Annotated in this window: 18 protein-coding genes and 10 pseudogenes; 15 read left to right on the plus strand and 13 right to left on the minus strand. The window is 59.9% G+C overall.

Translation table 11 applies throughout. The features are described from left to right. Nucleotides 1-146: 146 nt before the first annotated feature. A pseudogene (locus tag QEN71_RS39955) lies at nucleotides 147-353 on the minus strand (transposase domain-containing protein); the annotation flags it as partial. Nucleotides 354-389: 36 nt separating this feature from the next. Between QEN71_RS39955 and QEN71_RS39960 the strand changes: the two are divergent. Both QEN71_RS39960 and QEN71_RS39965 read left to right on the plus strand, forming a co-directional pair. Continuing rightward, a pseudogene (locus tag QEN71_RS39960) lies at nucleotides 390-584 on the plus strand (transposase domain-containing protein); the annotation flags it as partial. A gap of 204 nt (nucleotides 585-788) precedes the next feature. After that, nucleotides 789-1,037 carry a hypothetical protein gene (locus QEN71_RS39965; protein ID WP_201662467.1) on the plus strand — a complete coding sequence of 83 codons (249 nt, stop codon included), beginning with the start codon at nucleotides 789-791 and terminating at the stop codon, nucleotides 1,035-1,037. 128 nt (nucleotides 1,038-1,165) lie between these two features. Here the strand turns inward: QEN71_RS39965 and QEN71_RS39970 are convergent. Then, nucleotides 1,166-1,311, minus strand: a pseudogene (locus tag QEN71_RS39970) (transposase); the annotation flags it as partial. 329 nt (nucleotides 1,312-1,640) lie between these two features. Here QEN71_RS39970 and QEN71_RS39975 point away from each other — a divergent pair. Continuing rightward, nucleotides 1,641-2,700: pseudogene (locus QEN71_RS39975) on the plus strand (IS3 family transposase). Nucleotides 2,701-2,706: 6 nt separating this feature from the next. Here the strand turns inward: QEN71_RS39975 and QEN71_RS39980 are convergent. The 5 genes and pseudogenes from QEN71_RS39980 to QEN71_RS40000 form a co-directional block, all read right to left on the minus strand. Further along, nucleotides 2,707-3,846: an ATP-binding cassette domain-containing protein gene (locus QEN71_RS39980; RefSeq protein ID WP_267909752.1), complete on the minus strand. Its 1,140-nt coding sequence runs from the start codon at nucleotides 3,844-3,846 to the stop codon at nucleotides 2,707-2,709. Next, nucleotides 3,823-4,141, minus strand: a pseudogene (locus tag QEN71_RS39985) (metallopeptidase TldD-related protein); the annotation flags it as partial. The pseudogene QEN71_RS39985 and the gene QEN71_RS39980, both read right to left, overlap by 24 nt. A 548-nt stretch (nucleotides 4,142-4,689) precedes the next feature. Beyond that, a complete protein-coding gene (locus QEN71_RS39990; RefSeq protein ID WP_201662472.1) occupies nucleotides 4,690-5,247 on the minus strand; it encodes a hypothetical protein in 558 nt (185 codons plus the stop codon). Continuing rightward, entirely contained in the window at nucleotides 5,244-5,519 is a 276-nt protein-coding gene (locus QEN71_RS39995) for a hypothetical protein (RefSeq protein WP_201662475.1), read from the minus strand. Before QEN71_RS39995 ends, QEN71_RS39990 begins: the two co-directional genes overlap by 4 nt. 718 nt (nucleotides 5,520-6,237) lie before the next feature. Continuing rightward, nucleotides 6,238-6,711: pseudogene (locus QEN71_RS40000) on the minus strand (ATP-binding protein); the annotation flags it as partial. 294 nt (nucleotides 6,712-7,005) lie between these two features. Between QEN71_RS40000 and QEN71_RS40005 the strand changes: the two are divergent. Both QEN71_RS40005 and QEN71_RS40010 read left to right on the plus strand, forming a co-directional pair. Continuing rightward, nucleotides 7,006-7,173: a hypothetical protein gene (locus tag QEN71_RS40005; RefSeq protein ID WP_290468290.1), complete on the plus strand. Its 168-nt coding sequence runs from the start codon at nucleotides 7,006-7,008 to the stop codon at nucleotides 7,171-7,173. Next, complete coding sequence (locus tag QEN71_RS40010; RefSeq protein WP_322791193.1) at nucleotides 7,154-7,372, plus strand: recombinase family protein; 219 nt, start codon at nucleotides 7,154-7,156, stop codon at nucleotides 7,370-7,372. Before QEN71_RS40005 ends, QEN71_RS40010 begins: the two co-directional genes overlap by 20 nt. On the opposite strand, the gene tnpC is transcribed toward QEN71_RS40010, so the two are convergent. The 4 genes and pseudogenes from tnpC to QEN71_RS40030 form a co-directional block, all read right to left on the minus strand. Next, complete coding sequence (gene tnpC, locus QEN71_RS40015) at nucleotides 7,369-8,934, minus strand: IS66 family transposase (protein WP_290468308.1); 1,566 nt, start codon at nucleotides 8,932-8,934, stop codon at nucleotides 7,369-7,371. The two genes, QEN71_RS40010 and tnpC, sit on opposite strands and share 4 nt — an antisense overlap. A 63-nt stretch (nucleotides 8,935-8,997) precedes the next feature. Next, the gene (gene tnpB, locus QEN71_RS40020; RefSeq protein WP_290468291.1) at nucleotides 8,998-9,333 is read right to left on the minus strand and encodes an IS66 family insertion sequence element accessory protein TnpB; all 336 of its coding nucleotides are present in this window, start codon (nucleotides 9,331-9,333) and stop codon (nucleotides 8,998-9,000) included. Further along, the gene (gene tnpA / locus QEN71_RS40025; RefSeq protein WP_290468292.1) at nucleotides 9,330-9,722 is read right to left on the minus strand and encodes an IS66-like element accessory protein TnpA; all 393 of its coding nucleotides are present in this window, start codon (nucleotides 9,720-9,722) and stop codon (nucleotides 9,330-9,332) included. The genes tnpB and tnpA overlap by 4 nt, the downstream gene beginning before the upstream one ends. 548 nt (nucleotides 9,723-10,270) lie before the next feature. Beyond that, nucleotides 10,271-11,212: pseudogene (locus tag QEN71_RS40030) on the minus strand (IS5 family transposase). Nucleotides 11,213-12,078: 866 nt separating this feature from the next. Here QEN71_RS40030 and QEN71_RS40035 point away from each other — a divergent pair. From QEN71_RS40035 to QEN71_RS40060, 7 genes and pseudogenes are all read left to right on the plus strand, one after another. Further along, on the plus strand, nucleotides 12,079-13,581 hold the full coding sequence (locus QEN71_RS40035) for a ferritin family protein (RefSeq protein ID WP_201662721.1): 1,503 nt from the start codon (nucleotides 12,079-12,081) through the stop codon (nucleotides 13,579-13,581). Nucleotides 13,582-13,605: 24 nt separating this feature from the next. Further along, complete coding sequence (locus tag QEN71_RS40040) at nucleotides 13,606-13,866, plus strand: toluene-4-monooxygenase system B family protein (RefSeq protein WP_015004451.1); 261 nt, start codon at nucleotides 13,606-13,608, stop codon at nucleotides 13,864-13,866. 7 nt (nucleotides 13,867-13,873) lie between these two features. Beyond that, nucleotides 13,874-14,200 carry a Rieske 2Fe-2S domain-containing protein gene (locus QEN71_RS40045; RefSeq protein ID WP_201662711.1) on the plus strand — a complete coding sequence of 109 codons (327 nt, stop codon included), beginning with the start codon at nucleotides 13,874-13,876 and terminating at the stop codon, nucleotides 14,198-14,200. Nucleotides 14,201-14,219: 19 nt separating this feature from the next. Then, nucleotides 14,220-14,534, plus strand: coding sequence for an MmoB/DmpM family protein (locus QEN71_RS40050; protein ID WP_201662713.1), 315 nt, complete (start codon nucleotides 14,220-14,222; stop codon nucleotides 14,532-14,534). A gap of 12 nt (nucleotides 14,535-14,546) precedes the next feature. After that, a complete protein-coding gene (locus tag QEN71_RS40055) occupies nucleotides 14,547-15,533 on the plus strand; it encodes an aromatic/alkene monooxygenase hydroxylase subunit beta (protein WP_201662716.1) in 987 nt (328 codons plus the stop codon). Nucleotides 15,534-15,743: 210 nt separating this feature from the next. Then, nucleotides 15,744-16,083: pseudogene (locus QEN71_RS44995) on the plus strand (transposase); the annotation flags it as partial. Between the two features lie 777 nt (nucleotides 16,084-16,860). Beyond that, a complete protein-coding gene (locus QEN71_RS40060) occupies nucleotides 16,861-17,436 on the plus strand; it encodes a shikimate kinase (protein WP_201662719.1) in 576 nt (191 codons plus the stop codon). A 914-nt stretch (nucleotides 17,437-18,350) separates the two neighbouring features. Here the strand turns inward: QEN71_RS40060 and QEN71_RS40065 are convergent. Then, a pseudogene (locus tag QEN71_RS40065) lies at nucleotides 18,351-19,381 on the minus strand (IS110 family transposase). Between the two features lie 729 nt (nucleotides 19,382-20,110). On the opposite strand from QEN71_RS40065, the gene QEN71_RS40070 reads away from it, so the two are divergent. Beyond that, entirely contained in the window at nucleotides 20,111-21,130 is a 1,020-nt protein-coding gene (locus QEN71_RS40070) for an IS110 family RNA-guided transposase (RefSeq protein WP_290468293.1), read from the plus strand. A gap of 502 nt (nucleotides 21,131-21,632) precedes the next feature. On the opposite strand, the gene QEN71_RS40075 is transcribed toward QEN71_RS40070, so the two are convergent. Next, nucleotides 21,633-22,964, minus strand: coding sequence for an IS110 family RNA-guided transposase (locus tag QEN71_RS40075; RefSeq protein ID WP_201663004.1), 1,332 nt, complete (start codon nucleotides 22,962-22,964; stop codon nucleotides 21,633-21,635). Between the two features lie 258 nt (nucleotides 22,965-23,222). Between QEN71_RS40075 and istA the strand changes: the two genes are divergently transcribed. Beyond that, a complete protein-coding gene (istA, locus tag QEN71_RS40080; protein ID WP_201662984.1) occupies nucleotides 23,223-24,674 on the plus strand; it encodes an IS21 family transposase in 1,452 nt (483 codons plus the stop codon). Beyond that, a pseudogene (locus QEN71_RS40085) lies at nucleotides 24,671-25,011 on the plus strand (ATP-binding protein); the annotation flags it as partial. The gene istA and the pseudogene QEN71_RS40085, both read left to right, overlap by 4 nt. Nucleotides 25,012-25,015: the final 4 nt, after the last annotated feature.

Here is a 25,015-nt window from a genome sequence, read left to right on the forward strand (position 1 = left end):
TAGTTGGCATCGTGTCGTCACGTTTGCGACATCAATGTCTTAAACGAGACAGAGCGCAAGACAGGACCTCGGTGAGTAAATGGCGACGATCGCCGGAAAACAGAGGTGGTCTGTAAGCGCCCGGTGAAGGCACGGGAGCGAGCTGGCTAGCTGTGATCGGGCAAGGCGGGAGCCCAGCAGTGAGGAAGCAACTGTTCGATGTCAGAAGCGCGATGTGTTGGCAGGCGCGTGAGCACGTCCTTCAGATAGGTGAGCGGATCGTGCCCGTTCAACTGTGCCGAGCGGATCAGGCTCATGATGGCAGCGGCACGTTCGCCGGCGCGAAGCGAGCCCGCGAACAACCAGTTCCGGCGTTTAGAAAAGCATTTCCATAAGGAGGAACTCATGGCTCGGTTGCTGGCGCGAAAGCAAGCGCAATGGTCTACACTCTGATGCTCACATGTCGGGCCTGCAACGTCGAGCCATACGCCTACCTCGTGCATGTGTTGACCGAATTGCCACAGCGCGGGCCGGACGCCGATGTCGCTGACCTGCTGCCATTCAACTTCGCGAAACGCTCCGCCGAAATTGGCGCCCCTGTCTGACGTAACCTGCGACAACGCCCCGTTGCTTGCGCCTGCGGCGCCTTCGCGCAGTCGGCGCTCAGAAGTCGCTCGTGCTGAAGGCCGCGCAATTCGGCATTGCTGGATGATCCGCCGCGAGGACGTCCACGTCAGATTTGCCAGGTGTATGCTCGTGCAGGCACAAGCGCGACGCTTGCTGCGGCGATCTCGAACCGGGAGGCCACCGTGATGCTTCTGACTGAGGAAGAATCAGCGCTAGCGCTCGCGGATCGCCATATCCTGGAAGCGCTGCAGCGAATCAGCCTGCAAGAAGAGCGCGTTCAGGAAGCGCAGAGAAGCGGGATGGATTCGTCACAGGCCGGGGAGCTACTGCGCATCATGAGGGAGATCCTTTTCACCTTCAGACGGCATCGGCGCCAGCTTCATGAAGAGCTTGAAAGACAACGGCGCCTCACAAAATCATTCGGTCACTGAACAGTCCCGACGAGCGGTGTGCTCAAAGGAGCGCTTACGGCCGACTTACCGATCACCCGCAATGGCAGGAAGTCAAAGTCAGTTTGTAGGTCAGTCATAAGCTGCGGACGCAATCTTGTTCCTTCTCACACATCGGTTCCAGATGAGTCGGAACTACCGCTTGCGAACGACGTGTCACTGAACCCTTGCTTCCTGCACAGTTCATTGACCGGCATTCCAGCCTCGGCTCCTTCAGAAACCCGATGATTCGCTGTTCCGTAAAGCGCTTCTTCATGTTCGTCTTCTTCTCCGAAACCGAACTTTACTAGACTCCGGCTGGCCCTGTTTACGGGGGCGGGTCAATTCACGATAACGAATGTCTGCCGACAGGAGCGCTCAGAGGACATCCTCGTCGCTCGGGCGATTCACCTCTTCGCGGCCCCGGTCGACGGTGACCAAACGCACGTTCCCATCCGGTTGTAGTTCCAGCACCAGGGTGTGATACGCGAGCAGCGACGGTCGATGCCCGACACTCACGCAGGTCATGCCGCGCAGGGCGAGCAGCCTGTACTGAGGTTGACCCGCAAAAACGGACACCTATGCTTTTGATCAGGAGGTGTCGAGATGGGCAGGCATCGTACCCCATACCCTGTGGAATTCCGGGCCCACATGGTCGAACTGGTGAAAGCCGGAAGAACGCCCGAGGAGCTGGCGCGCGAGTTTGAGCCGACCGAACAGACGATCAACAACTGGGTCGCACAGGCCGATCGCGATGCGGGGGTGCGTCACGACGGGTTGACCACGGCCGAGCGGCAGGAACTCACACGGTTGCGTCGTGAGAACCGGCAACTGAAGATGGAGCGGGACATTCTCTCGCAGGCCGCGGCCTGGTTCGCGAGGGAGACGGGAGCCGTTCCGCCGAAGGGCGGTACGGATTCATGAGAGCGAACCGGGCCAGGTGGCCCATTGCGACAATGGCACGGCTGCTCAGGGTCTCCACGAGCGGCTACTACGCATGGCTGGTGCGAGAGCCATCGAAACGCTCATGCAGCGATGCGCAACTGCTCGAGCGTATCCGCACGCTGCACCGACAAACGTGCTGTGGGTAGCGGACGCCACCTACATCCCGACTGGTGAGGGGTTTCTGTATCTGGCCGTAGTCCTCGACGTGTTCAGTCGCCGAATCGTGGGCTGGGCGATGTCACGCCATCTGTACACCGAACTGATGTTGCGTGCACTCGATATGGCGTTGCTGCAGCGACGCCACGAGGGCGTAATTCTACATTCGGATCAGGGATGTCAATACACGTCCATTGCATTCGAACGGCGCTGCCGCGAAACCGGCGTGCAGCCGTCGATGGGCACGGCCGGCGACGCGTACGACAACGCGATGTGCGAATCGTTCTTCGGCACGCTTGAGGCGGAGCTACTCTCCAGAGAACACTTTGCGACCCACGAACAGGCCAGGCAGCGCATCTTCTGGTTCCTGGAGGGCTGGTACAACGTACGCCGCCTGCACAGCAGCATCGGCTACCGTTCGCCGCTTGAATTCGAAAACATCAACGTTAAACGGCAAACCGTATCGCCTTGCGGGTTGCCCACCGGCGGGCAGCGTCATGGTCGAGACAGGCGACCCGCCGCCCGCCCGTGGACAACCCGCGACTCAACACTCAACGGAGGTTAGATCGCATCAAATCGCTGGCCGCAAATCCGTCCGTCGAACCGGGTCAACCTCATACAGCCGCGCTTCCGTTGCCACGTCGACCGCACTCGTTGCTTCGTCCAGGCAAACGTAACGCGCCTGGGCAGCCAGTGCACGCGTAAAGCCTATCCGTTGCTGCTCACCGAGTGACAGCACGCGCGACCAATCGATAACACTGTCAAAGCCACCATGCCGGGCGGCGAGATCGGGCAGTGATGCCTCGACCAAGAATGCCTGGAGTTCACTGTCGGTGAACACCCGGGCTATCGCCGGATACAGGATCTGCTCGCGCAAGCTACCCAGTAGCATGTACGGCCGTTGTGGCAAGAACAGCACTTCATCGGTGTCCGGCATCGTAATCGTGCCGTTACCCGCGCGCCACAGGCCCGCCATCGCCCGCAACAATGAGCTTTTGCCGACTCCGGTCTGCCCCATAATCAGCAGGTGCTCGCCAGCGGAAAGCGTCAGGCACAGGTTCCGCAACAGCGTGCGTTCTCGTCCTGGCGTCTCGACGGTAAGTTGATTGAACCGGATGACTTGGCCACGATGAAACGTGATCATGTCGTCCCGACCAGCGCCTTCCTGCTCGACTTCCTGTACTTTTTCGACGATTTGCGCGAGTCGCACCACGTGAGGCGCCGCCGTCGCAAATGTGTGCACGAATCCTGTCATTCGCTGGATCGCGCCCAGCAGCAGCCCTGCGGAAGCGGCGCCTTGGGTAACCGTTCCAAGTGTAATTTTTCCGCTGAAATACAGTGGCACGAAAACCAGCACCGGCAATAGGGTCCAAATCAAGCCAAGACCGGCCTCTGCGGTATTCGTGACGAGTTGATATCGCAAGGTCGCCAGTGCGACACCAACCGCCCGTTGCAAGCGTTTCTCGATGCTCGTGCCCTCTGCCTGTTCGCCGCGATACGGAGCAATGGTTTCGGCGCAGTTCCGTACATGCAGGATGCCAAAGCGCAGATCGGCTTGCGCCACGGTCGATTCAAACTGCAAGCGAATAAACGGACGGTACAGCCACCACGTAATGACCGTGGTCATGGCACCATAGGCGAACACACCGTAAAACAACGCTGGCGCAATCGACTTCAGGATCCGGTTCGGCTGGCCGACGCCGACCGGCACGCTCTGGCCTTCCTTGCCGCATACGCCGACGCCCATGTCGAGCGACATGTCGTTGCCGATCATGCTCACGTACTTCAGCGATTCCGGGCCGCTGCCGATCAGCGTCGCCTCTTCACCGAGCAGGTGATCTCGAACTTGCCGCTCGTGGTGTCGACCTGGCGGCCGCCGAAGTTCACCGCATGCAGGCCGTTCTTCACCGACTGGCGGATCCTTGTCGCCATTGAACATGTAGGTGTTTGGTCATGCGCGGCATGGGCAGCGCCGGGTACGACTCGCGCCGCGCGCGCTCCGCCACAACGCCCCCGCGGATTCCCGACCATGAGCGCATGCAAGCTCGGCAATCAAATCGACCCCTCAGCGCTATCGAGATACGTCGGAATGGCCCGTGGGGAGACGTACATCAGGTCAGTTTTACTACTTTCTTTCCGGAACCGCCCGGTGTTCAGCGAAGTAGTTGTCGTACCGCGGCGTGACTTGCATGGCCGCGTACTGAAGCGAGCTACGCCCCAGAAGGCGATCGGCATAGACGTCGCGGCGGCCGGAAGGCTACCGTCTTGTCCTGCTGCGCCAGAACCGCAAGCACGGCGTCCATCGTGCTGTTCTACTGCCAGCGCTTGAAGTTGCACCGGGCGGTAATGTGGGGCGGGTAGCCAAGGTTCTGCGGCAGATGCACCCACAGGCACTTCGTGGTGAACACGTGTAGGACGGGGTTCAGCCCGCAGACCGGCGGCGCGCGGACGGCCAAGGCCGGGCGTCTGGGGCCGACGAGCGGCTCGACCACCACCCATTCGTCGTCAGTGAGCGGCTGGTAGGTCACAGTTTGCGTACTTTGTCTTCGTTCGATCATTGAACGGTCTGGCCGTCCAGCACTTCTATCCGGAACGGGCCACGGACGCCCACTGAAAATTCGGCCGCCGCGGCCAGGGCGCGTTCGAGTTTGATTTCTGGCCGCATCGGCATGCCGGCGGTGGTATGCAGCGAGCCCAGCGCCGCCTGTTCGCCGCTACCACAGGCATTGAAGTTCACGGCGTTTTCACCAACCTGATAATCGCCGTCAATCCGGAAGATGCGCCCCTCGTGTCCAACCAGAAAAGTGCCAGCCGATTCCCGTTCGCCGTCCTTCCGCGCGTATCCGCCGCGGGTAAAGCACTCACGTACCGCCTCAACGAACGTCGTGCACATGAAGACGAACACATCGGTACCTTCCGGGCGCGGCGCGACGGTCAGACTATGGCCCAGAAGCTGCCCCATCCTGAAGGACGAAGTGAAGCCGATCAGGAACGGCCCCACCCGATAAATCTTGGGGTCGGCGCGCACCGTCATGTACGAACCACCCGCTGCGGCCGAATCTGCACCCATGTAGACCTTCTTGCCATCCGTCAGCGCCACAATGCAGGTCATGCTGCCTCCGTAGGTGTTGCCCAACAGAACGCGACGTGCATGCCATCGCACGGCTCAGCCGTAGTCCGGCCGAATCCATGCAGTTCGCCCATTGCCGTCGAGAACTGCCTCGCGCCCGCCTCGCGGTTCCAAGACCTCTTGCCGGCGGTCGTCATGACCACCCTGATACGCGCCTTCTCGCCAGGCAACTTCATCAGCAGGAGCGCGGCAATCTTGTGCCACTGATTTTCAGTGGCCCGCATTACCCGTTGATTGGCGCTGAGAACGCTCATTCTCGCCCCCAAATAAGCCACGCTCGACGAAAGTGGCGGCATTCCTCGCGCGTGTACGCAGTTCCGCCCGTGATTCCGTCCAGACAACGGTCGCGGGTTCGGCGCAGGCGCAGGCTCGGCAACCGTGTTGGGCGCGGACGCAAAAACGCTAGCTGTGACTGCAGCGCCGTGAGATTTGATTTTGTGTTGAGTCGTCATTCAATCCACTCGTAATGGTCCGCGGAAAGCAAACGCAATAGTTGGGCCAACGCGACAACATGTGCATCGATGGGTAGGAGCTTCAAGCGCGGCGCAGTCGAACTCAATGCCCTGCGATGGTTTGAGCTTTGCGATGGCGGGCAGTAAGCGCTCAACCAGATCGCAGCAGGTCCGCGCGGTGGCCATCCGGTGAGCGTGTGCACGAGGTAGGCGTACGACTGAAGGTCGCTGGCGTTGCATGCGAGTACGACTCTGCCAACGGAGCCTGGCCGTCTCGGTGTTGTGTGACGCATTTCTTCCAATCGTGCCGACGGATGTGGGAGATGTGGGGTTCCGGACAAACGGTGTGAGGGCCCAGAAAAGCTGACGGCGCAGGATTGAGTCTTTGCCCCACGTTCAAGAAATGAGGGCAACTCTCAGCGACGTCGGCTCTTGCGGTGACCTCGTTGTCAAGCACGCATTTCAAATCTGAGCCTTTCGGCGATTCGTCGAAGTAAATCTGATCCACCCGGGCCCTGTGTCACGCGGCTGCTTTCGCGCCTGCCCGCGTTCCTGTTTGTCCTGCTTTGCGCTTGTCTTTCAGCCGGTAGCGCTCACCACTGATTTGCACGATATGGGCGTGATGAAGAAGCCGGTCGAGCATGGCAGCGGTTAGCGTCTGGTCGTCGGCGAACGCTGTGGCCCACTGTGTGAACGGAAGATTGCTCGTCAACACAATAGAGCCGCGCTCGTAGCGTTTGGCGACGACATTGAAGAACAGGTTCGCTTCCTCGCGCCCGAACGGCAGATAGCCGATTTCGTCGATGACGAGGAGCCTCGGCCCGACGACCGCCCGATTGAAGAACTCCCGCAATCGATTCTGCTGGTTCGCCGTCGCCAGTTGCATCATCAGGTCCGCCGCCGTGATGAAACGCGTCTTGATGCCGGCCTGTGTTGCCCGATAGGCCAGTGCACTCGCGAGGTGTGTCTTGCCAACTCCCGGCGAACCCACTACACACTGCCCATCGTCATTGCGATGATGTGATCATCCGCTATCCGTTTCACCCTCGCTGCGGTGAACGGATAACCGTCATCGGGATGAACAATTACCGGGGCGAGTCGTATCTGACTATCCGGCAGCCCGATGGCACCCTGACGCGTCTTCCGCCGTGGATGACAGACGAGGATGCCGCCCGCATGTCTGTCGTCGTCCAGCCGGAATTGCCTCATGCGGTGCTGATTGAACTTCTGCGCCTGGTCGACACGGCGTTATCGTGCTTTGCGGCGGTAACACCTGAGGGAGGCAAAGATGCACAACCAGATGACGAGGCAGAAGGATCTGTTCGAGGAAACCGTGCCGGAGGCGTTAGTATCAGAGGAGATTCAAGCCGAGCTGGTGACGCAACTGGCGCTGCTGATGTTCGCGTTGATCGACGTCATCGAAGCGGAGGCGCGTGATGAGCAAGATCGGCGCTGAACACCTTCCCCGTCGTGCATACGTGTACGTCCGTCAGTCAACGCTGGATCAGGTCCACCACAATCGCGAGAGCCAGTTACGCCAATACGGGCTTGCCGATCGCGCACGCGGACTTGGCTGGCCAGATGCGACGGTTATCGATGACGACCTGGGTAATGAAAGTAAGCGCCCGGTGAAGGCACGGGAGCGAGCTGGCTAGCTGTGATCGGGCAAGGCGGGAGCCCAGCAGTGAGGAAGCAACTGTTCGATGTCAGAAGCGCGATGTGTTGGCAGGCGCGTGAGCACGTCCTTCAGATAGGTGAGCGGATCGTGCCCGTTCAACTGTGCCGAGCGGATCAGGCTCATGATGGCAGCGGCACGTTCGCCGGCGCGAAGCGAGCCCGCGAACAACCAGTTTTTCCTCCCGGTCGCCCAAGGACGGATCTGGTTCTCAACCCAGTTGTTATCAATGGGCACGTGCCCATCGTCGAGATAGCGCGTTAGCGCCGCCCAGCGATTGAGGTTGTAGTCCAGTGCTTTCGCAATTCCTGAGGCCTCTGGAACCAGGCACCGCTGCGCGCTCAGCCACGCATGCAACGCATCCATCACCGGTCTCGAACGGCTCTGGCGCAGCGCACGCCGTGCATCGGGATCAAGCACCGCGGCTTCCCGTTCGATTTCGTATAGCGTGCCGAAGTATTTCAATGCCTGCCCGGCGATCTCGCTCTGATGGTTTGCATGCAGCTCGAAGAACTTGCGTCGCGCATGTGCAGCACAGCCGATCTCCGTGATGCCCCGGGTAAAGCTGTTCTTGTAGCCGCTATAGTCGTCGCACACCAGCTTGCCCTGCCAGTCACCCAGGAAGGCGCGCGCATGCTCGCCAGCGCGGCTGTCGGCGAAGTCATACACGACCGCCTTGAGCGACGCGTATTGCGTCGTGGTATACGCCCACAGATACGCACGATGTGTCTTGCCTTTGCCCGGACTGAGCATCTGCACAGGCGTTTCATCCGCATGCAGTACACCCTGACGCAGGATCTGTTCGCGCAGTGCATCGACCAGCGGCTGCAGTCGCACGCCGCACACGCCCACCCAGTCGCCCAGTGTCGACTGAGGAATCGCCAGTCCTGCGCGGGCGCAGATGCGCTCTAGCCGGTACAGCGGCAGATGATCGGCGAACTTCGATACCAGCACCCAGGCCAACAGCGCGGCCGTCGGGATGCCCTTGTCGATGATGTGCGCGGGCACGGGTTCCTGTGTCAGCGTCTCGCATTGACGGCACACCCACTTGCCGCGGATATGTCGCTCGACTGTGAACACGCCTGGCGTGTAGTCAAGCTTCTCGCTGATGTCTTCGCCAATGCGCTCGAGCTCGCAGCCGCAGTGACATGTCGTGGTATCCGGGTCGTGATGAATGTCGGTGCGCGGCAGATGCGCCGGCAATGGTGCGCGTCGCGCACGTTGCTGTCGTGATTTGCGTTCGGGCGTATCTGGCTGAAGCTGCTCGAGCTCGGCCTCGATCGCGGCCAGATCCGTATCGACCGCTTCGTCGAGCAGGCTCATCTGTTCCGTATTGAGCTGCTCGCTGCGCTTGCCGAACTGTTGCCGTTTGATGACCGAGAGTTCATGCGTGAGCTGGTCGATACGGGTTTGCCGATATTGCAGCTCCCGTTCCTTCTCACCGACTTCGCGCTCCCTGTCTGCAAGCTGGACGGCCAGCTGTGCGGCCAGTGCGCGAAGCTGGTCAGGGCTGAGCGTGGTGAGATCGACGGGCAGGTCCATGACATCGAGTCTGCCAGACACACCACGCATCAGGAAGCGAAACTGTTTACGTGCGCGTCGCCTTCACACCACGGTAATGGCGTGATCGCTGGCCAGCGTGCGCCACGGCAGTCCCGTGACCAGTGCCCGTAACTGTTCCTGGTTCAGCGGCAGTGCAACGGCCTGCTCGCCGTTGCTCCATATAAACCGCCCGCGATTCAGGCGCCGCGTGGCCAGCCAGATCCCCAGGCCGTCGTAGACCAGTACCTTCATTCGCGTCGAATGCCGCTTGGCAAACAGGTAAGCATGGTGCGGGCGCGCCGCGCCGAATACCTTGACCACGCGTGCGAGCAGCGTATCGGCGCCCGCACGCATGTCCACGGGCTCAGTTGCCAGCCAGATCGCGTCGATGCGGATCATCGCAACCACCCCTGTAGCCAGGCCGCGCAATCATCGGCCGCCGACACCGGCCAGTAAAGCGTAATCGTGGCAGCTCCGCGGCGGACCTCGATGCGGATCTCGCCACGATCAGTTGCAGCCACTGGCGCTTGCAGTTGTAGTGGCACGAATGCCGTCGTCGGTGGCGGCTGCGCTTCGTCCGGCGCCGGATGGGCACCCACATGCTGTCGCGCTGCCACCACCCATCGGCGCAGCAGGTTTGCGTTCAGGCGGTAATGCAGTGCCACCGCCGCAATCGACACGTGCGGTTGCATCGCCGCGCGCACCACCATCTCCTTGAATTCCCGGCTGTGTTTGCGACGCTCTATTACCGGCACCACTCCATCATCAATCCGATCGTCGTCCGCCATCGTGTACACGTCTCCATCACTTTATGATGGACACGATGCTCCTATGCGCAGGCCGCGAACCTCAACCTGACTTCACCGGACCCTTACTAATGAAACAGATACTCGCCGGTCTGAACGGAATATGCCCGAGCAGTTGCCGGGTTGCTCAATAGCAACCGAACGATATAGATGGGGCATACTCCTGGTGAACCTTCCAGCGTAACGCGCATAGGATGCGGCCGGCTGTCCGCCGGCGGATAGAAGGCGGTGAGACGTGAAGGTCTCACGTGCGCAACGCGCTTCAGACACTTGCGAGATAGTTTCGTCCCCCAACGCGCCTGCATGACGAGGACCTAAGATGGTAGAAAATGTACTGATCCCTTGAAGAGACCAGGAACCAAAAAAGCCTTGGAAGGTCTGAATAACCCACTTTTTCCGTTGCACTTCTATCCGAGCATCTGGGGTGAATATCGCGCCGTCATTCGCACGGCGCTGAGTCGCTACCACTCGCATCTTTGCTGACCGGCGTCATGCTCAGACGGCGCATTTTCGCGCTTCGTTCCACCGCTTCACAGCATCTTGCGCGCCATCCACAGATTGGCCAGGGCGAACTGCGTTTCGATGTGCGCTGTATTCTTGGCCAGCCCCCGATATCTCGCCTTCAGATATCCAAACTGGCATTCCAGTACGCGAAACGGGTGCTCCACCTTCGCTCTCACGCCCGCCTTGAGCCGCTCGATCTTGTTGTAGATACTGTCCAGCCGCTTTCTCTTGTCCAGCTTGTTTCGCTTGCTCGGTCTCATCGCGACGTACCATTGGACCGCCCCCGTTTCGCCTCGCTTCTCAATGCCCACATAGCCCGCATCGGCAAACGCAACCTTCTCTTTGCCATGCAACAGTTCATGTGCCACCGTGATGTCATGAACGTTCGCCGGCGTGCACTTCACGGTATGCACCAGCCCCGACTCCACATCGACTCCGATATGCGCCTTCATGCCGAAGTACCAGCTGCCACCTTTTTGCGTCTGACGCATCTCCGGGTCTCGCGTGCCGGGCTTCTTCGTCGAATTGGGTGCCGAAATCAATGTTGCATCGACTGCTGAGCCCGCCTTGAGCATCAGGCCTTTCGCCTGCAGGATCTCGTTGACCGTCGCCAGTATTCTGGTTGACAGTTCATGGGCCTCAAGCAAATGGCGGAATCGCAGGATCGTGCTTTCGTCTGGCAGACGTGTCATGCCCGTGCCCAGCAGCGCGAACTCCCGATACAGCGGGATGTCGTGTAACGCCTCCTCCATCGCCGGGTCCGAGAGACTGAACCACTGTTGCAGGAAGTGAATGCGCAGCATCGTCTGGATCGGAAACGGCGGGCGCCCAGTCTTGCCTTTGGGATAGTGTGGCTCGATGAGCGCGATCAGTTTCTGCCACGGCACCACGCGCGTCATCTCATCGAGAAACTCGCGCTTGCGCGTGCGCTACGTTGACAGATCCAGACCAAGGCCAAGCTGTGTCATCACGCCACTCCTTTAACTATCCTGCTTCCAGGATAGTCAACCCTCACGGCAATGCCAGGACCTTTTGCAGAGATTCCCCTTGACTATTTTCTCCTCATAGAAGGCAACTGCTGGTCGTACAGCAGGTCACGTCTTCACTCTCCGATGTTCAGGTGGTTGAATGTGACAAGGCAGAGAAGAGCTTTGCCACCCACTACGTTGCCGATTTACGTCCGGCGGACGGCGACACGCGTCGCACTTGTTAGAGGTTCTAAGTATCACGTTCGTGCGCCGGGGAAATGTTGCATATCCGACAATGTCGGATATGCAACACTGCACTTGCTGTGACAAGGCGAGTTAAGGAGACGGATTTAGCTTATGCTGCAAGCTGCCTAGCTCCGCCCAACGCATATGAACTCGATGCTCATTGAGCACTTGGCGGGCAGCGTGGGGCCGCGCTCGGCGAAACGATTAACGGCCTTTACGGCCGAAGTCACTCATTTCGTGAAACAGCGAAAACTATCATGTTTACCATCTCGAAGCTCGTGTAACAGTAAGGCGCTGCGGTAAGATTCACACCCGCATTTGACGATGAAACAGCAGCGAAACCGAAGAAGATACTGCCCCCGAGCGTCGCTACTGTGTTCAAACGCTGTCATTACCCAGCGGATGCGGCCCTGCTGTGCGTGGGGCGCTGCGCGTCCTACTCGCCAAGCCTGCGCAATCTTGTGTTCCACGTTCGCTTCGCCTCGATTCATAGATTTTTCGCCGCAGCCGCCAAGAAAGAAACACCGCGCATTGGCATTGACCTTGCGTTCAAGGGTGGCCCGGCGCAGTGCATATCGTGCCGGGCGACACATTGTACATTCCAGCAGGGAGACATCACGATGGCGTTACTGGAACGAGCGGCATGGTATGACATTGCACGTGCCACCAACTGGACTTCAAGCTACGTGGCGGAGTCGGAGCTTTTTCCCGATCTCATGTCTGGGGCACAAGGCATTCCCATGGTGAGCTGGGAAACCTACGACGAGCCATACAAGACTTCATATCCCGAGTATGTGCGCGTGCAGCGCGAGAAAGACGCCGGCGCCTACTCCGTGAAGGGCGCGCTTGAGCGCAGCCGCATGTTCGAGGACGCCGATCCGGGCTGGCTGTCCATTCTGAAGGCGCACTACGGTGCAATTGCGCTCGGGGAATATGCGGCGATGAGCGCGGAGGCCAGAATGGCACGTTTCGGCCGTGCGCCCGGCATGCGCAACATGGCCACCTTCGGCATGCTCGACGAGAACCGTCATGGCCAGTTGCAGCTCTACTTTCCTCACGACTACTGTCCCAAGGATCGCCAGTTCGATTGGGCTCACAAGGCGTGCCACACTAACGAGTGGGGTGCGATTGCCGCGCGCAGCGCGTTCGATGATCTGTTCATGTCGCGCAGTGCAATCGAAATCGCGGTCATGCTCACCTTCGCGTTCGAAACGGGTTTTACCAACATACAGTTTCTCGGCCTCGCGGCCGATGCTGCCGAAGCGGGCGACTTCACCTTTGCAAGCCTGATCTCCAGCATTCAGACTGACGAGTCGCGCCATGCGCAAATCGGCGGCCCCGCATTGCAGATTCTGATCGCCAACGGCCGCAAAGAGCAGGCCCAAAAGCTCGTTGACATTGCCATCGCGCGCGCTTGGCGTCTGTTCTGCCTGCTCACGGGCTCGTCGATGGATTACGCCACGCCGCCCGTGCACCGCAAGCAGTCGTTCAAGGAATTCATGCGGGAGTGGATCGTAGGCCAGTTTGAACGCACGCTAATCGACCTCGGACTCGACCTGCCGTGGTACTGGGCGCAGATGATCAACGAGGTCGACTACCAGCACCACGCCTATCAATTGAGTATCTGGTTCTGGCGGTCCACTGTCTGGTGGAATCCTGCTGCCGGCATGACGCCCGAGTGCCGCGACTGGCTCGAAGAAAAATATCCCGGCTGGAACGACACGTTCGGCAAGGCGTGGGACGTCATCATCGATAACCTGCTCGACGGCAAGCCCGAACTCACTGTTCCGGAGGCGCTGCCGATCATCTGCAACATGAGCCAGCTGCCCATTTGCGCGATCCCTGGCAATGGCTGGAATGTGAAGGACTATCCACTCGTCTACAACGGCCGCACATATCACTTCAACTCGGAAATCGATCGCTGGGTGTTCCAGCAGGACCCCGTTCGCTACCGCGATCACCTCACGCTCGTCGATCGCTTCTTGGCCGGGCAGATCCAGCCGCCTGACCTGACGGGCGCGTTGAAGTACATGGGGCTCGCACCGGGCGAAATCGGCGACGACGCGCACCACTACGCGTGGGTCGAAACGTACCGCGACAAGCGTTACGAAAAAACGCCGTGAAGCGGCGAATCAATGGAGGACGACATGGCTCTTTTTCCTGTGATTTCCAATTTTCAGTACGACTTCGTATTGCAGCTCGTGGCCGTGGATACGGACAATTCGATGGACGAGGTCGCTGCCGCAGCGGCTCACCATTCGGTGGGCCGGCGAGTAGCGCCTCGACCGGACAAGGTGATCCGCGTGCGCCGCCAAGACGGTGAGCAATTCTATCCGCGCGACGCGAAACTCGCCGAGACCGATATCAAGCCGATGGAAACGCTCGAATTCATCTTTTGCGACGACTGAGGCCAGCATGTCGTTCCAGAAAGCTTGCACCCTCGACGACCTGTGGGAAGGCGAGATGACCGAAGTGGAAGTGGATGGCCACGTGATCGTGCTGGTACGTCCCGAAGGCGGCGAGCCGCGCGCCTTTCAGGGCATTTGCCCGCACCAGGACATTCCGCTCGTCGAAGGAAAATTCGAGGGCCGCGTACTGATGTGCCGCGCGCATCAGTGGACCTTTGACGCAAGCACCGGCAAAGGCATCAATCCGGGTGACTGCCGTCTCGCCGAATACGCCGTGAGACTCGAAGGCGACGATGTTCTGATTGCCGTCGAACCATTCTTTGCCCATTCCTGAGTCCGCAGGGGAACATAACGTGACCATCGACAACACCGCCGAAGCGTACCGCAACAACCGCGTGGGTCCCGTGCTTCGCGCGAGCAGCATTACAGCCGGCGTCATCGAAGCCGCACATGTGGACAACCCCGGCAGGACAATTCGCGTGGACGACAAGCTCGCCTATGTGCGCATCGACTCGGACGGCGAACTGATCCTGCGCCGCGCGACGCTCCAGGAAACGCTGGGCCGGCCGTTCAGGATGTCCGAGCTCGAAGTCAATCTCAGCGCGTTTGCGGGCCGCATCGAGACGACCGACGACTATGTGCGCTTTTACTACGAAAAGACACTTTAGCTGGAGACGAACATGACGCAACCCGTAGTCCTCAAGCCACTGAAAACTTGGAGCCATCTGGCGGCCCGACGGCGTAAGCCAAGCGAGTACGAGATCGTCTCGACCAATCTGCACTACACGACCGACAATCCCGATGCGCCGTTCGAGCTGGACCCGAACTTCGAAATGGCGCAATGGTTCAAGCGAAACCGAAATGCATCGCCGCTGACTCATCCGGACTGGAATGCGTTCCGCGATCCGGACGAACTCGTCTACCGCACCTACAACCTGCTCCAGGACGGGCAGGAAACGTATGTCTTCGGGCTGCTGGACCACTTCTCCGCACGCGGGCACGATACCATGCTCGCACGGACCTGGGCGGGTACGCTCGCGCGCCACTACACGCCCGCGCGCTTCCTGTTCCATGCACTGCAAATGAGCTCGGCTTACCTGACCCAGATGGCGCCCGCCTCCACGATCTCGAACTGCGCCGCTTACCAGACAGCGGACTCGCTGCGCTGGCTCACGCACACGGCGTATCGCACCAGGGAGCTGTCGCAGGCGTTCGACGACCTCGGCTTCGGCACCGCCGAGCGGCACTACTGGGAAAATGATCCGGCATGGCAGGGCTGGCGCAAACTAGTCGAGCACGCGCTTACCGCATGGGACTGGGCGGAGAGCTTCGTCGCGCTGAACCTCGTCGCGCGTCCGGCCGTGGAAGAGACGGTCTTGCGAAGCCTCGGCGTGGCGGCGCGACACAACGGCGATACGCTGCTCGGCCTCATCACCGATGCGCAGCTGATCGACGCCCAGCGGCATCGGCATTGGGCCGCCGAGCTCGTTCGCATGGCGCTCGAGCAGGAAAGCAACCGCACCGTGCTGACGGCCTGGGTGAGCAAGTGGGAATCGCTCGCCGACGATGCTATCGCGGCCTGGTGTGCCGCCCTCCCCGACGCACCGGATGCCAGCACGCGCGCGAAAGCGGCCGCGCGTGAGTTCAGGCGCGCCATCGGTATATGAGTGTTGGCACAAGCCGGCCCATGAAACAGACCCTATCGAGCCTTCTTCCTCAATCTTTGAGCATAACAGACCGCCTTACTGCAACAGAAACCCACCACCGCCCCTGATCGTCATTTGCTGTTTCGCTATGTGCTTTCGATCACCGACCGGCGTATTCAGGCCATTTCGGGATCGCCGTAATCGAACAGTGCATTCGTCGATCGTCCCAATGGCGCTTGGGTGCTGTTCAAGGAAGTGTTTGGCTGGCGACGTTTCGCCAACCGACGCGAGGTGGCCGGGAGGCTCTGCCTCACAGCCACGCCGTACCGCAGCGGGGACAGGGATATCGAACAGGGCATCAGCGAGGCCGGCAACCCCGCGAGCGCGTACGATGCTCGTCGAACTGGCGTGGCCTTGGCTGCGCCTGCAGCCCGACAGCCTTCTGACCCAGTGGTGCAACCGTATAACCGGCGCTTTGCCGGCAACGGCAAGCGCATGCGACGGGTGGGCGTCGTCGCGTTGGCGCGGCGTCTCGCCATCGCGCTACGGGCTCTATCTAAAGCACGGCTAGATTCCAGCTCGGGCCTCGCCTAGGCCTGCGGCTCGGTGAAGTTCCAGGGCAGTACGGTTCGCCTGGCCCGCAAGGAGCACGTGATGATCAAAGGTCGACGCGCCCGCAATGTCCGCAGGCCACCATACCATGGTGAGCGGCGCAAAAAATGGGGCGCCGGTAACGTTTAGGCGGACACGATAGTCCCGAGTGCTTTACCGGACTTCAAGATGAGTTGCCCGGCCGCTTACCATCAGCCCACGAGCAGGCGCGAACGCCAGATGCAGGGCTTTCGCGAGCGCGACGCATCTCGCTCTACTCGCGGCCGGCTTGAGTGGCCAAGGTTGCGGCAGCCGATCTTGCTGTCCATCGCGGCGCTATCCTCACTGGCCGTCGTCATGCGCGCGCTGGTTTCCTGAGCCATCGGAATATGACGTCGAATCGCGCCCCGAGCCTTCCAGACTCCATTTCGAGATGGTATTAGACCGGTCCGCCATCACCCGTCTGCCCACCTCGAGCCTTGGCCAGCTACGCCACTTTCGAATGGAGTTCCGCGCAAATCGGCGTCAACCAGGGATGCAGAGAAATCGAGACAGCCCAACGCGAGTGCGCCGCGGAACATCAACGCTTCTCTCTTTACGGGTTTCCAACATGCCACTGAAAATAACGATATAGGAAATGGTATCCTCCTTGCGATTCCCTCCAGAAAGGCAGAGCCGCCATAGCAGAATTTCGAACAACGTCCGCCATGACTCAATTTCTTCTGCCCCGCCGCCGGGTTATCAGGTTGTCGTGACCATGCCTCTCAATTCTCAGCCGGAAGCAGCTCTTCTCGCCGCTCTAGGTGGGCGCTGCATTGTGCTCATCGGCATGATGGGCTCGGGCAAGACGTCGGTCGGCCGACCGCTTGCCAGGCGGCTCGGGCTCGATTTTGTCGACGCCGATGCCGAAATCGAAGCGGCGTACTGCATGACAATCCCGGAAATCTTTGCCCAGCATGGCGAGCCCTATTTTCGTCACATTGAGCAGCGGGTGCTCGCACGGCTCTTTGCCGAGGGGCCGCGAGTGGTGGCGACGGGCGGTGGCGCTTTCATGAGTGCCGAAACCCGCGCGCGGATTGCGGAGAAGGGATTGTCGATCTGGCTGAAAGCCGACTTCGACGTATTGGTCCGCCGCGTGCGTTCGCGAGCCAACCGGCCGCTGCTGCAAACGCCCGATCCGGATGACGCTCTGCGTAGATTGATCGACGACCGCTACCCACTTTATGCTCTGGCCGACGTGACCGTGGTTTCCACCGACGGCTCGCACGAAGTGGCGGCAGCGGAAACGATGCAGGCGTTGATGTCCCATTTGAACGTTCACCCCGTACCGTAGGCCCGTCGGCAGCGGACGGAGAGAGGTATTGCATGGCCAAGAGGTGTTGGAACTTGCTTATCCGCTCGATTGCTTGTTTGCCTACGCTGCAACTAGGCACGTAAGCCTAGTGAAGGGCTTGGTACAGGAATTAAACGTCGCAGCGCGGTGGTCTGGTAGACGTTCGTGCCCGGTGGTCCGATCGACGCGGCGTTTCGTGCGCTGAAGGCGTCTGCTCGGACAACAGGACTAGGCGGACGTGAAAAACGGCTCACAGGCACATTAACAGCGAATCCGTACTTTCTCTACATAGATCGAATTGTCTGTCTCAAGTTGACAAAGCCTTCTCTTGCGGCTGCGGCGAGAAATCTTCAGATTGCCGTGGAGCGCACGGGCACATCCACCGCGTAATGCAAGCGTTCGAGCACCGTAACGACGCCCTGCAGTGCCTTCTTAGTTTTCGGCATTGTGTGACTTCACAAATGCGGGGTGAATCACCGCAGCCCCGTTACTGCGGCGCACCTTCAAGAGTGGAAGGTTCAGGTGGTTGAATGTGACAAGGCAGAGAAGAGATTTGCCACCCAGGAGAAAATAGTCAAGGCTTTTTTGGTTCCTGGTCTCTTCAAGGGATCAGTACATTTTCTACCATCTTAGGTCCTCGTCATGCAGGCGCGTTGGGGGACGAAACTATCTCGCAAGTGTCTGAAGCGCGTTGCGCACGTGAGACCTTCACGTCTCACCGCCTTCTATCCGCCGGCGGACAGCCGGCCGCATCCTATGCGCGTTACGCTGGAAGGTTCACCAGGAGTATGCCCCATCTATATCGTTCGGTTGCTATTGAGCAACCCGGCAACTGCTCGGGCATATTCCATTCAGACCGGCGAGTATCTGTTTCATTTGATCCGTTGCTGCGCTACCTGATCTGATAGGTATCCTTATCGCATTTTGAGTTCAGCGCCTTCGGGAATCACACCGTCCTTGAGGTAGCGCCATAGCGCGATGACCAGGCGTCGCGCCACCGCGACGATAGCAATACGTCGAGCGCGTCGGTTGGGGCCAGTGCCCTTCGTGCGCTCGTTGAACCAGCGGGTGAGCAGGCTGCCGGGCTGATACCGTATCCATGTCATGCCGTTTCAATCAGTAAGGCGCGCACGCGCCGGTTGCCCTGTTTGCTGATCCCCTGATCTATCTGGGTCTCGCCGCTGTCATAGGGTTGCGGGACCGGGCCCGTACCCACCTGGCGGCGTGTGAGATGATCAATACGCTCGCGCGCACGTTCGGGAAGGTGGAGGTGGTAGGCCTTTTCCAGGGCGGCCGCCTGCTTCTCGACCAGCGCCAGCCGCTCGCACTCGCGCAGCAGGCGTTCGTGGAGTTCGTCGGGCAGCGGGGCACCATCGTGACAACACACTTCACGGCATGCGAGGCGGGTGGCGAATTTACGGCTGATGACATTCTCCCAGCAGCCGACTGTGGCCAGCAGCTTGCGCATGCGGTCACGGCGTTGCAGCACTTCCTTCTGCAGTTGGCCGCGATCACGCATCAGGTGGCGCGAAGCTTCGTCTTGCGCAGAGGGGACGTGCACCGCGCGTATTTGGTCGCGTTCGCCGCCGAGCCAGGCCCGCAAGTTGATGACCAGCTTCGTCACGTCAAGCCGGTCGGTCTTTGCGCGGCGCTTTTGGCGTTGGACTGGAATGCTCGCGGGATCGACGACGTAACATTCGATGCCGCGAGCCTGCAGAGCCCTGAAGATCCAGAATGCATCCTGGCCGGCTTCGTAGCTCACGACGATGCGCGTGTTGTCGGGCAGTGCCCATGCCTGTTTCTGGGTGGCAATCAGCGTAAGCACGGCCTGCAGACGGGCGGCAGGGTCGGCTTGTGCCACCGTGTGAATCGACGGGCTTTCTCGATGCCCGTCATGCAGCGCGACTTTCCACTTTGCCGCCGCCAGTTCAAGCGATACGGCCAGCCAGCACTACTTCTGTTACGTTGCCTTGCGTTTCCTGTGTATGCATGACGCCCTCCTGTGAGGAACTCCACGACACGCTAGATTTTACCGATATGGCCCCCCGGTCGCCGCCGCCTTACCGTACATAGGATCTACCTGAACATGCGCGACCGGTAACGGTCGGGTTCGAAGCTTCGGGGACAACGTACCCTCCTTATGGGCGACTCACCGGGCGACCGGAGATGAGTCGACACTGCCAGCAGCCGTGCGGCGTGGGGGCCAGGCAAGTTCCGCATGCGCAACATAGGTGAACTGTTGTAACCCTCGTTATGACGATTGGGCCAAAGCTGCTGAAAGGCTCTGACCAAAATGGTGAACGGCCGGTTGCATCTCTTTGTTATGGATGCACGTCGTCGAAGCGCCGTCGGGGATAGGCAGGTGCTAAACGGATAGGCCCGGGAGTATTCGGGTCGGTAGAGACGGGAACGCGGGAACCCCGATTCTTCGCCAACGCCCGATTTAATGTGATTCAATGGGATGCTGGCAGGTGAACCGCAAGGGACACTGCTGAGGAAGCGGGATTGAGAATGCGCAAGAAGCGAATGGTTGCCTGGGCGGCGACAAATGGAATGAACGCTCCCACCTACCAGGTGGGTGACGCCGAAGAGGCGGACCCTCACGGGCCGACGGCATCAAAGTGCCCAAATGGAAGATCATTGAGGTCTTCACAGGCTAACCGGAGGGTCCGAAATGAAGTATACGACGGTCGGGGTGGACATCGCGAAGAACGTCTTCCAGCTTCACTGGGTGGATGCCGGCACAGGCGAGATTGTGAACAAGCAACTGAAGCGCGCCGCATTCCTCGAGCATTTTGCGAATCGCGAGCCTTGCCTCATCGGAATGGAGGCCTGCGGCGGTGCCCAGCATTGGGCACGGCGATTGATGGAGATGGGCCATCAGGTCAAGCTGATGCCGGCGAAGTTCGTCAAGGCTTTCAATATCGGCAACAAGAACGATCCTGCAGATGCTCGTGCGATCTGGATGGCCACGCAGATGCCGAGCAAGCCCGTCGCTGTGAAGACCGAAGCCCAGCAGGCTGTATTGGCGCTGCATCGGTTGCGGCAACAAAAGATCAAGTTCCGCACGATGCAGATGAACAGTCTGCGAGGCTTGGTGGCAGAGTACGGTGAGGTGATGGCCAAGAGTCGCGCCGCGCTGGATAAAGCGATTCCCGGGGTGCTGGCGAGGCTGGCCGAGCGTCTACCGGCGATGCTGATCGACTCGTTACGCGAACTTTGGAATGACCTTGATCGACTCGACAAACAGATCGCTGACATTGAGCGAAGTTTGCACACATGGATGAAAGAGGACAAGGCATGCAAGGCGATTGCCGCGATCCCCGGCGTTGGCCTGCTGACGGCGACGGCCACTGTCGCCACGATGGGTGACGCCAAGGCGTTCAGGTCCGGACGGGAGTTTGCCGCGTGGCTCGGTCTCGTACCAAAGCAGATCGGCACTGGCGGGAAGATCCAGCTATTGGGTATCAGCCGGCGCGGCGACACGTATGTGCGGACGTTACTGATCCACGGAGCACGCAGCGTGCTCTTCCACGGCAAGCACGCCGGGTCGTGGGCTGAGCAGTTGCAGAAACGGCGACCATCCAACGTGGTGACTGTAGCACTTGCCAACAAGATGGCCCGAACAATCTGGGCGGTTCTCGCACATGGCACGCCATACAACCAGGGGCACGTCAGTGCACAACCGGCTTGATCAGTTGAACCATATGGAAGATTGAAGCTTGCAGGATGACGTCGAAAGGTTGCGTTGGCAATCGAGCGTGATGACAAGACAGGTCGGACCTGAACTCGCTAAGCCTGAAAGATAATTTGAGCGCGTAGCTCGTGCGACAAATGAGGAGCGAGTCAGCGGATTTCATCGAGGCCCGCAGCGTATGAGGCTGCAATGAGGCCGCATATAAAGCTGCAACCTATCCTGTCGATGCAAAGCGCAAGAAAACCTGGCGCATCGGGGGCGTTCATATAAACTACCTTGGCCGGTCGTTGACGATTGTTTTGGCCGGTGGTGAGGAGTCGCAGGCGGCGTAGCCGCCGGAGACGACGAACCACCGGCAGCGCTGTGTCGGCGGGGCTTTAGGATGGGCTGATCGAAGCTTAAATAAGAAGCGGTCAGCTCATGTCTGGAACCCGCATCACCGACCAACAGGTTCGTCTCTCAAGAAACATACCCCAAGGTCTTGATTTTGTGAGTGGTTTTATGCAGCCTCCGAAACAGGGGTGAGCTTGAACCCCAGTTTTTCTGCTCGACGGGCAAGATGATGCATGACACGTTGACGGTAACGTTCTTCGTAGTAGTCTTGTCCTTGATCGATATACTCGCCGCCCTTGGTCAACATCGCATAAATGAGACGCGCCAGCTTGTGCGCGGTTGCCGTGATTGCTTTGGGCCGGTCGAGTCTGGCACACATACGCCGGTAGTAGGCGCCCAGTGCGGACTGGCTCGTGCGTAGTGCTGCCGCAGCGAGACGTAAGGCCTGTGCAGCACGGTTGGTAGTCCGCTTGCTCGCGCTGGATAGTATCTTGCCTCCCGAGATCTTCGTTCCAGGACACAAACCAAGCCATGCTACGAATTGCTTGGCGCTCCTGAAGCGGGAGAGGTCCGGGCCGGTTTCGGAAATGACCTTCAGTGCGGTTGCCGTGTCGATGCCGTTGATACGTGTCAGATCAACACCGCACAGGCCGATCAGGTATGTACGCAAATCGAAGCGTGGAGCGTTCTTCCCGCGAGAAGGACGCTGGGGCTTATCCTGAGCTCCAGCGTGCTTTTGCAGCACGGCGAGCATGGCCTCAAGCTGTTGGTCACACGCCATTAATTCCACGCCGTATGCGTCATACAGCGACATGGCCTGCTTTAGTGTGAAGAGATGCTCGCTGCGCCAATTGCCCTGCAACGACTTGACGATTTCCTCTTCACTGGCGCGGATTCGAGCGTGCTTCAGCTTGGCCAAGGTTGTGGCATTGCGTTCGCCGGCGATGATGGCGCGCACGATCTTCTGTCCCGTCTCGCCCATGATGTCAGAGATCACATTGGCGAGTTGAACGTTCATTTGCGATAAGGCTTTCTGTATATGCTGGACGTGCCGTGCCTGGTAGCGCAGCAGCATATCGCGTTGTCGGGACACCGCCCGCAAGGCGCAAATTTCGTCTGTTGGGCGAAACGCGCCGGACAGCAAGCCGTAACTCATCAGTTGCTGCAACCATTGGCAGTCGAGCACATCGCTCTTCCGGCCCGAAACGTTCTTCACATGCCGGGCATTGACCAGATGGACCGTGAAACCCCGCGATTCCAGCAACTCGTATACGGGTATCCAGTAGACGCCCGTCGACTCCATCGCGACAATATCGACGTTGCAGGCCGTGAGCCAAGTGACCAGGTTATCCAACTCACACGTGAAACTCTTGAACTCGCGCACAGGTTCATCGTCACGATCAGCTGGCACCGCCACATAATGACTTGCCGAGCCGATATCGATGCCCGCAGCGTTCGGGTAGGCTATATCTAGCGTTCTTCTTGTGCGCGTTGCCATGATGATCGTCCTTTCGGTTCGAGGTGTGCCGCACAGGTTCGGGTACGTCGTTGTACTCACTCTCTCAAACGGGATGGCCGTTCATCACGGTCTCACCAATGTCGCCGACGTGACCCAGGACCACGCTCTACAGCGGGCAGAAACGCACCATTGGCGAATCGGTCTTCTCCCGCGCGGGATTCCACCTTACCGCAATAGCGTTCACCGTATGTTTCTTGCAAACGCCTTGCGGCCACCGCGCCGATTACCTCGCTCTACATGAACAAGCGCAAACATCATTCGCAGGAAGTGGCGGCCGCCAAGACCGGCATCAGTGTGCGTACGGCACGCCGCATCGAACGTGATGCAACCTTGCCATCCCAGAAGCCACGACATTCGTGGCGGACCCGTCCCGATCCGTTCACCGAGGTCTGGGATAGCGAAGTCGTGCCGTTGCTGCGCAACGCGCCCCACCTGATGGGCATCACAATCCTGCGCAAGCTGCAGGATGATCACCCGGATCGTTATCCCGATAGCATGCGACGTACGCTAGAACGGCGTATTCGCCAGTGGCGGGCTCTTGAGGGCCCTACCCAAGAAGTGTTCTTCCCTCAGGAGCATCAGCCCGGCGTGCGCGGACTATCGGACTTCACCGATATGAGCAAGCTGTGCGTGACGATCGGCGGCGCCCCGTTTGGTCACCGGCTGTATCACTTCGTGCTGGCGTTCTCACGTTGGGAGTACGCAAACGTAGTCGAGGGCGGTGAGAGTTTCGAAGCCCTCGCGACCGGATTGCAGAACGCGCTATGGCAGGCGGGAGGCTGCCCGCGTGAACATCGCACTGACAGCCTGTCGGCCGCCTTCAGGAATCTGACCAAGCAGGAGGACTTCACGACGCGTTACGCAGCTCTGCTCGATCATTACGGCATGGAGGGCACGCGTAACAATCGCGGTCTGGGTCACGAGAACGGGAGTGTGGAATCCTCGCATCGGTATCTGAAGGAAGCCGTCGACCAAGCCTTGATGCTTCGAGGCCATCGCGACTTCGCTGACCGGCCCGCCTACGATGAATTCGTACGTGAGGTGGTAATGCGTCGAAACCGGCGCAACGCCGCTGCGTTTCGCATTGAGCGCGAACAACTGCGGGATCTGCCTGAACGTCGCACCACTGACTTCGTCGAAGACGAAGCACTTGTGACCCGCTGCAGCACATTTACCGTGCGCGGCATCCTCTACAGTGCGCCGTCGCGCCTGATCGGCCACCGGCTGAAGGTGCGGATCTATGGTGACCGGCTCGACTGCTACCTGTCTGGCGCACTGGTGCACAGCACGCCGCGAGGCTCCCGTTCTGCCGACAACCGTCACGCACTTGATTACCGCCACTTCATCGACTCGCTCAGGCGCAAACCTCAGGCGTTCAAGGGACTCGCGTTTCGTGACGCGCTGTTTCCTCGCGAGGCTTACCGTCGAACCTGGGAGCGGCTGGAGGCACAACTGACGCAACGCCAGGCCTGCAAGATCATGGTTGGCCTGCTTGAACTCGCGGGCCTCCACGGCGTCGAGGCCGTACTCGCCGAGCGGCTCGACACGTTGTTCGACGCAGACGAACTGCCCGACCTCAAGCAGTTGCGCGACGAATTCGCGCCACGTCAGACCTTGTGTCCCGAGGTGGTGGTTCACATGCCACCCGTCGCAGTCTATGACGCGTTGCTCGACAAGGTGGCGGCATGAACGCACCCGCCAATGACAACGGCCGCATGGCCCTGATGCTCAACGATTGCGTTTGCCAACAATCGGCAGGTTGTGGCCCGAGTTCGTCGAACGTTCAGACAGGGAAGGCTGGCAGGCAGCGCGCCTGCTCGGCGCGCTGCTCGAGCACGAACTGGCCGAACGTGCCAAACGACGCATTGAGCGGCACAGGGCTGAGTCGCATCTGGATCCGACCAAAACGCTCGCCACCTTCGACTTCGGTATGGTGCCGATGGTCTCGAAAGCACATGTTACGGCGCTGGCAACTGGGGATTCCTGGCTGGAGAAAGGCGCCACAATTCTCCTGTTCGGGCCGCCCGTGC

The sequence above is a fragment of the Paraburkholderia sabiae genome (genome assembly GCF_030412785.1).
Classification (GTDB): Bacteria; Pseudomonadota; Gammaproteobacteria; order Burkholderiales; family Burkholderiaceae; genus Paraburkholderia; species Paraburkholderia sabiae.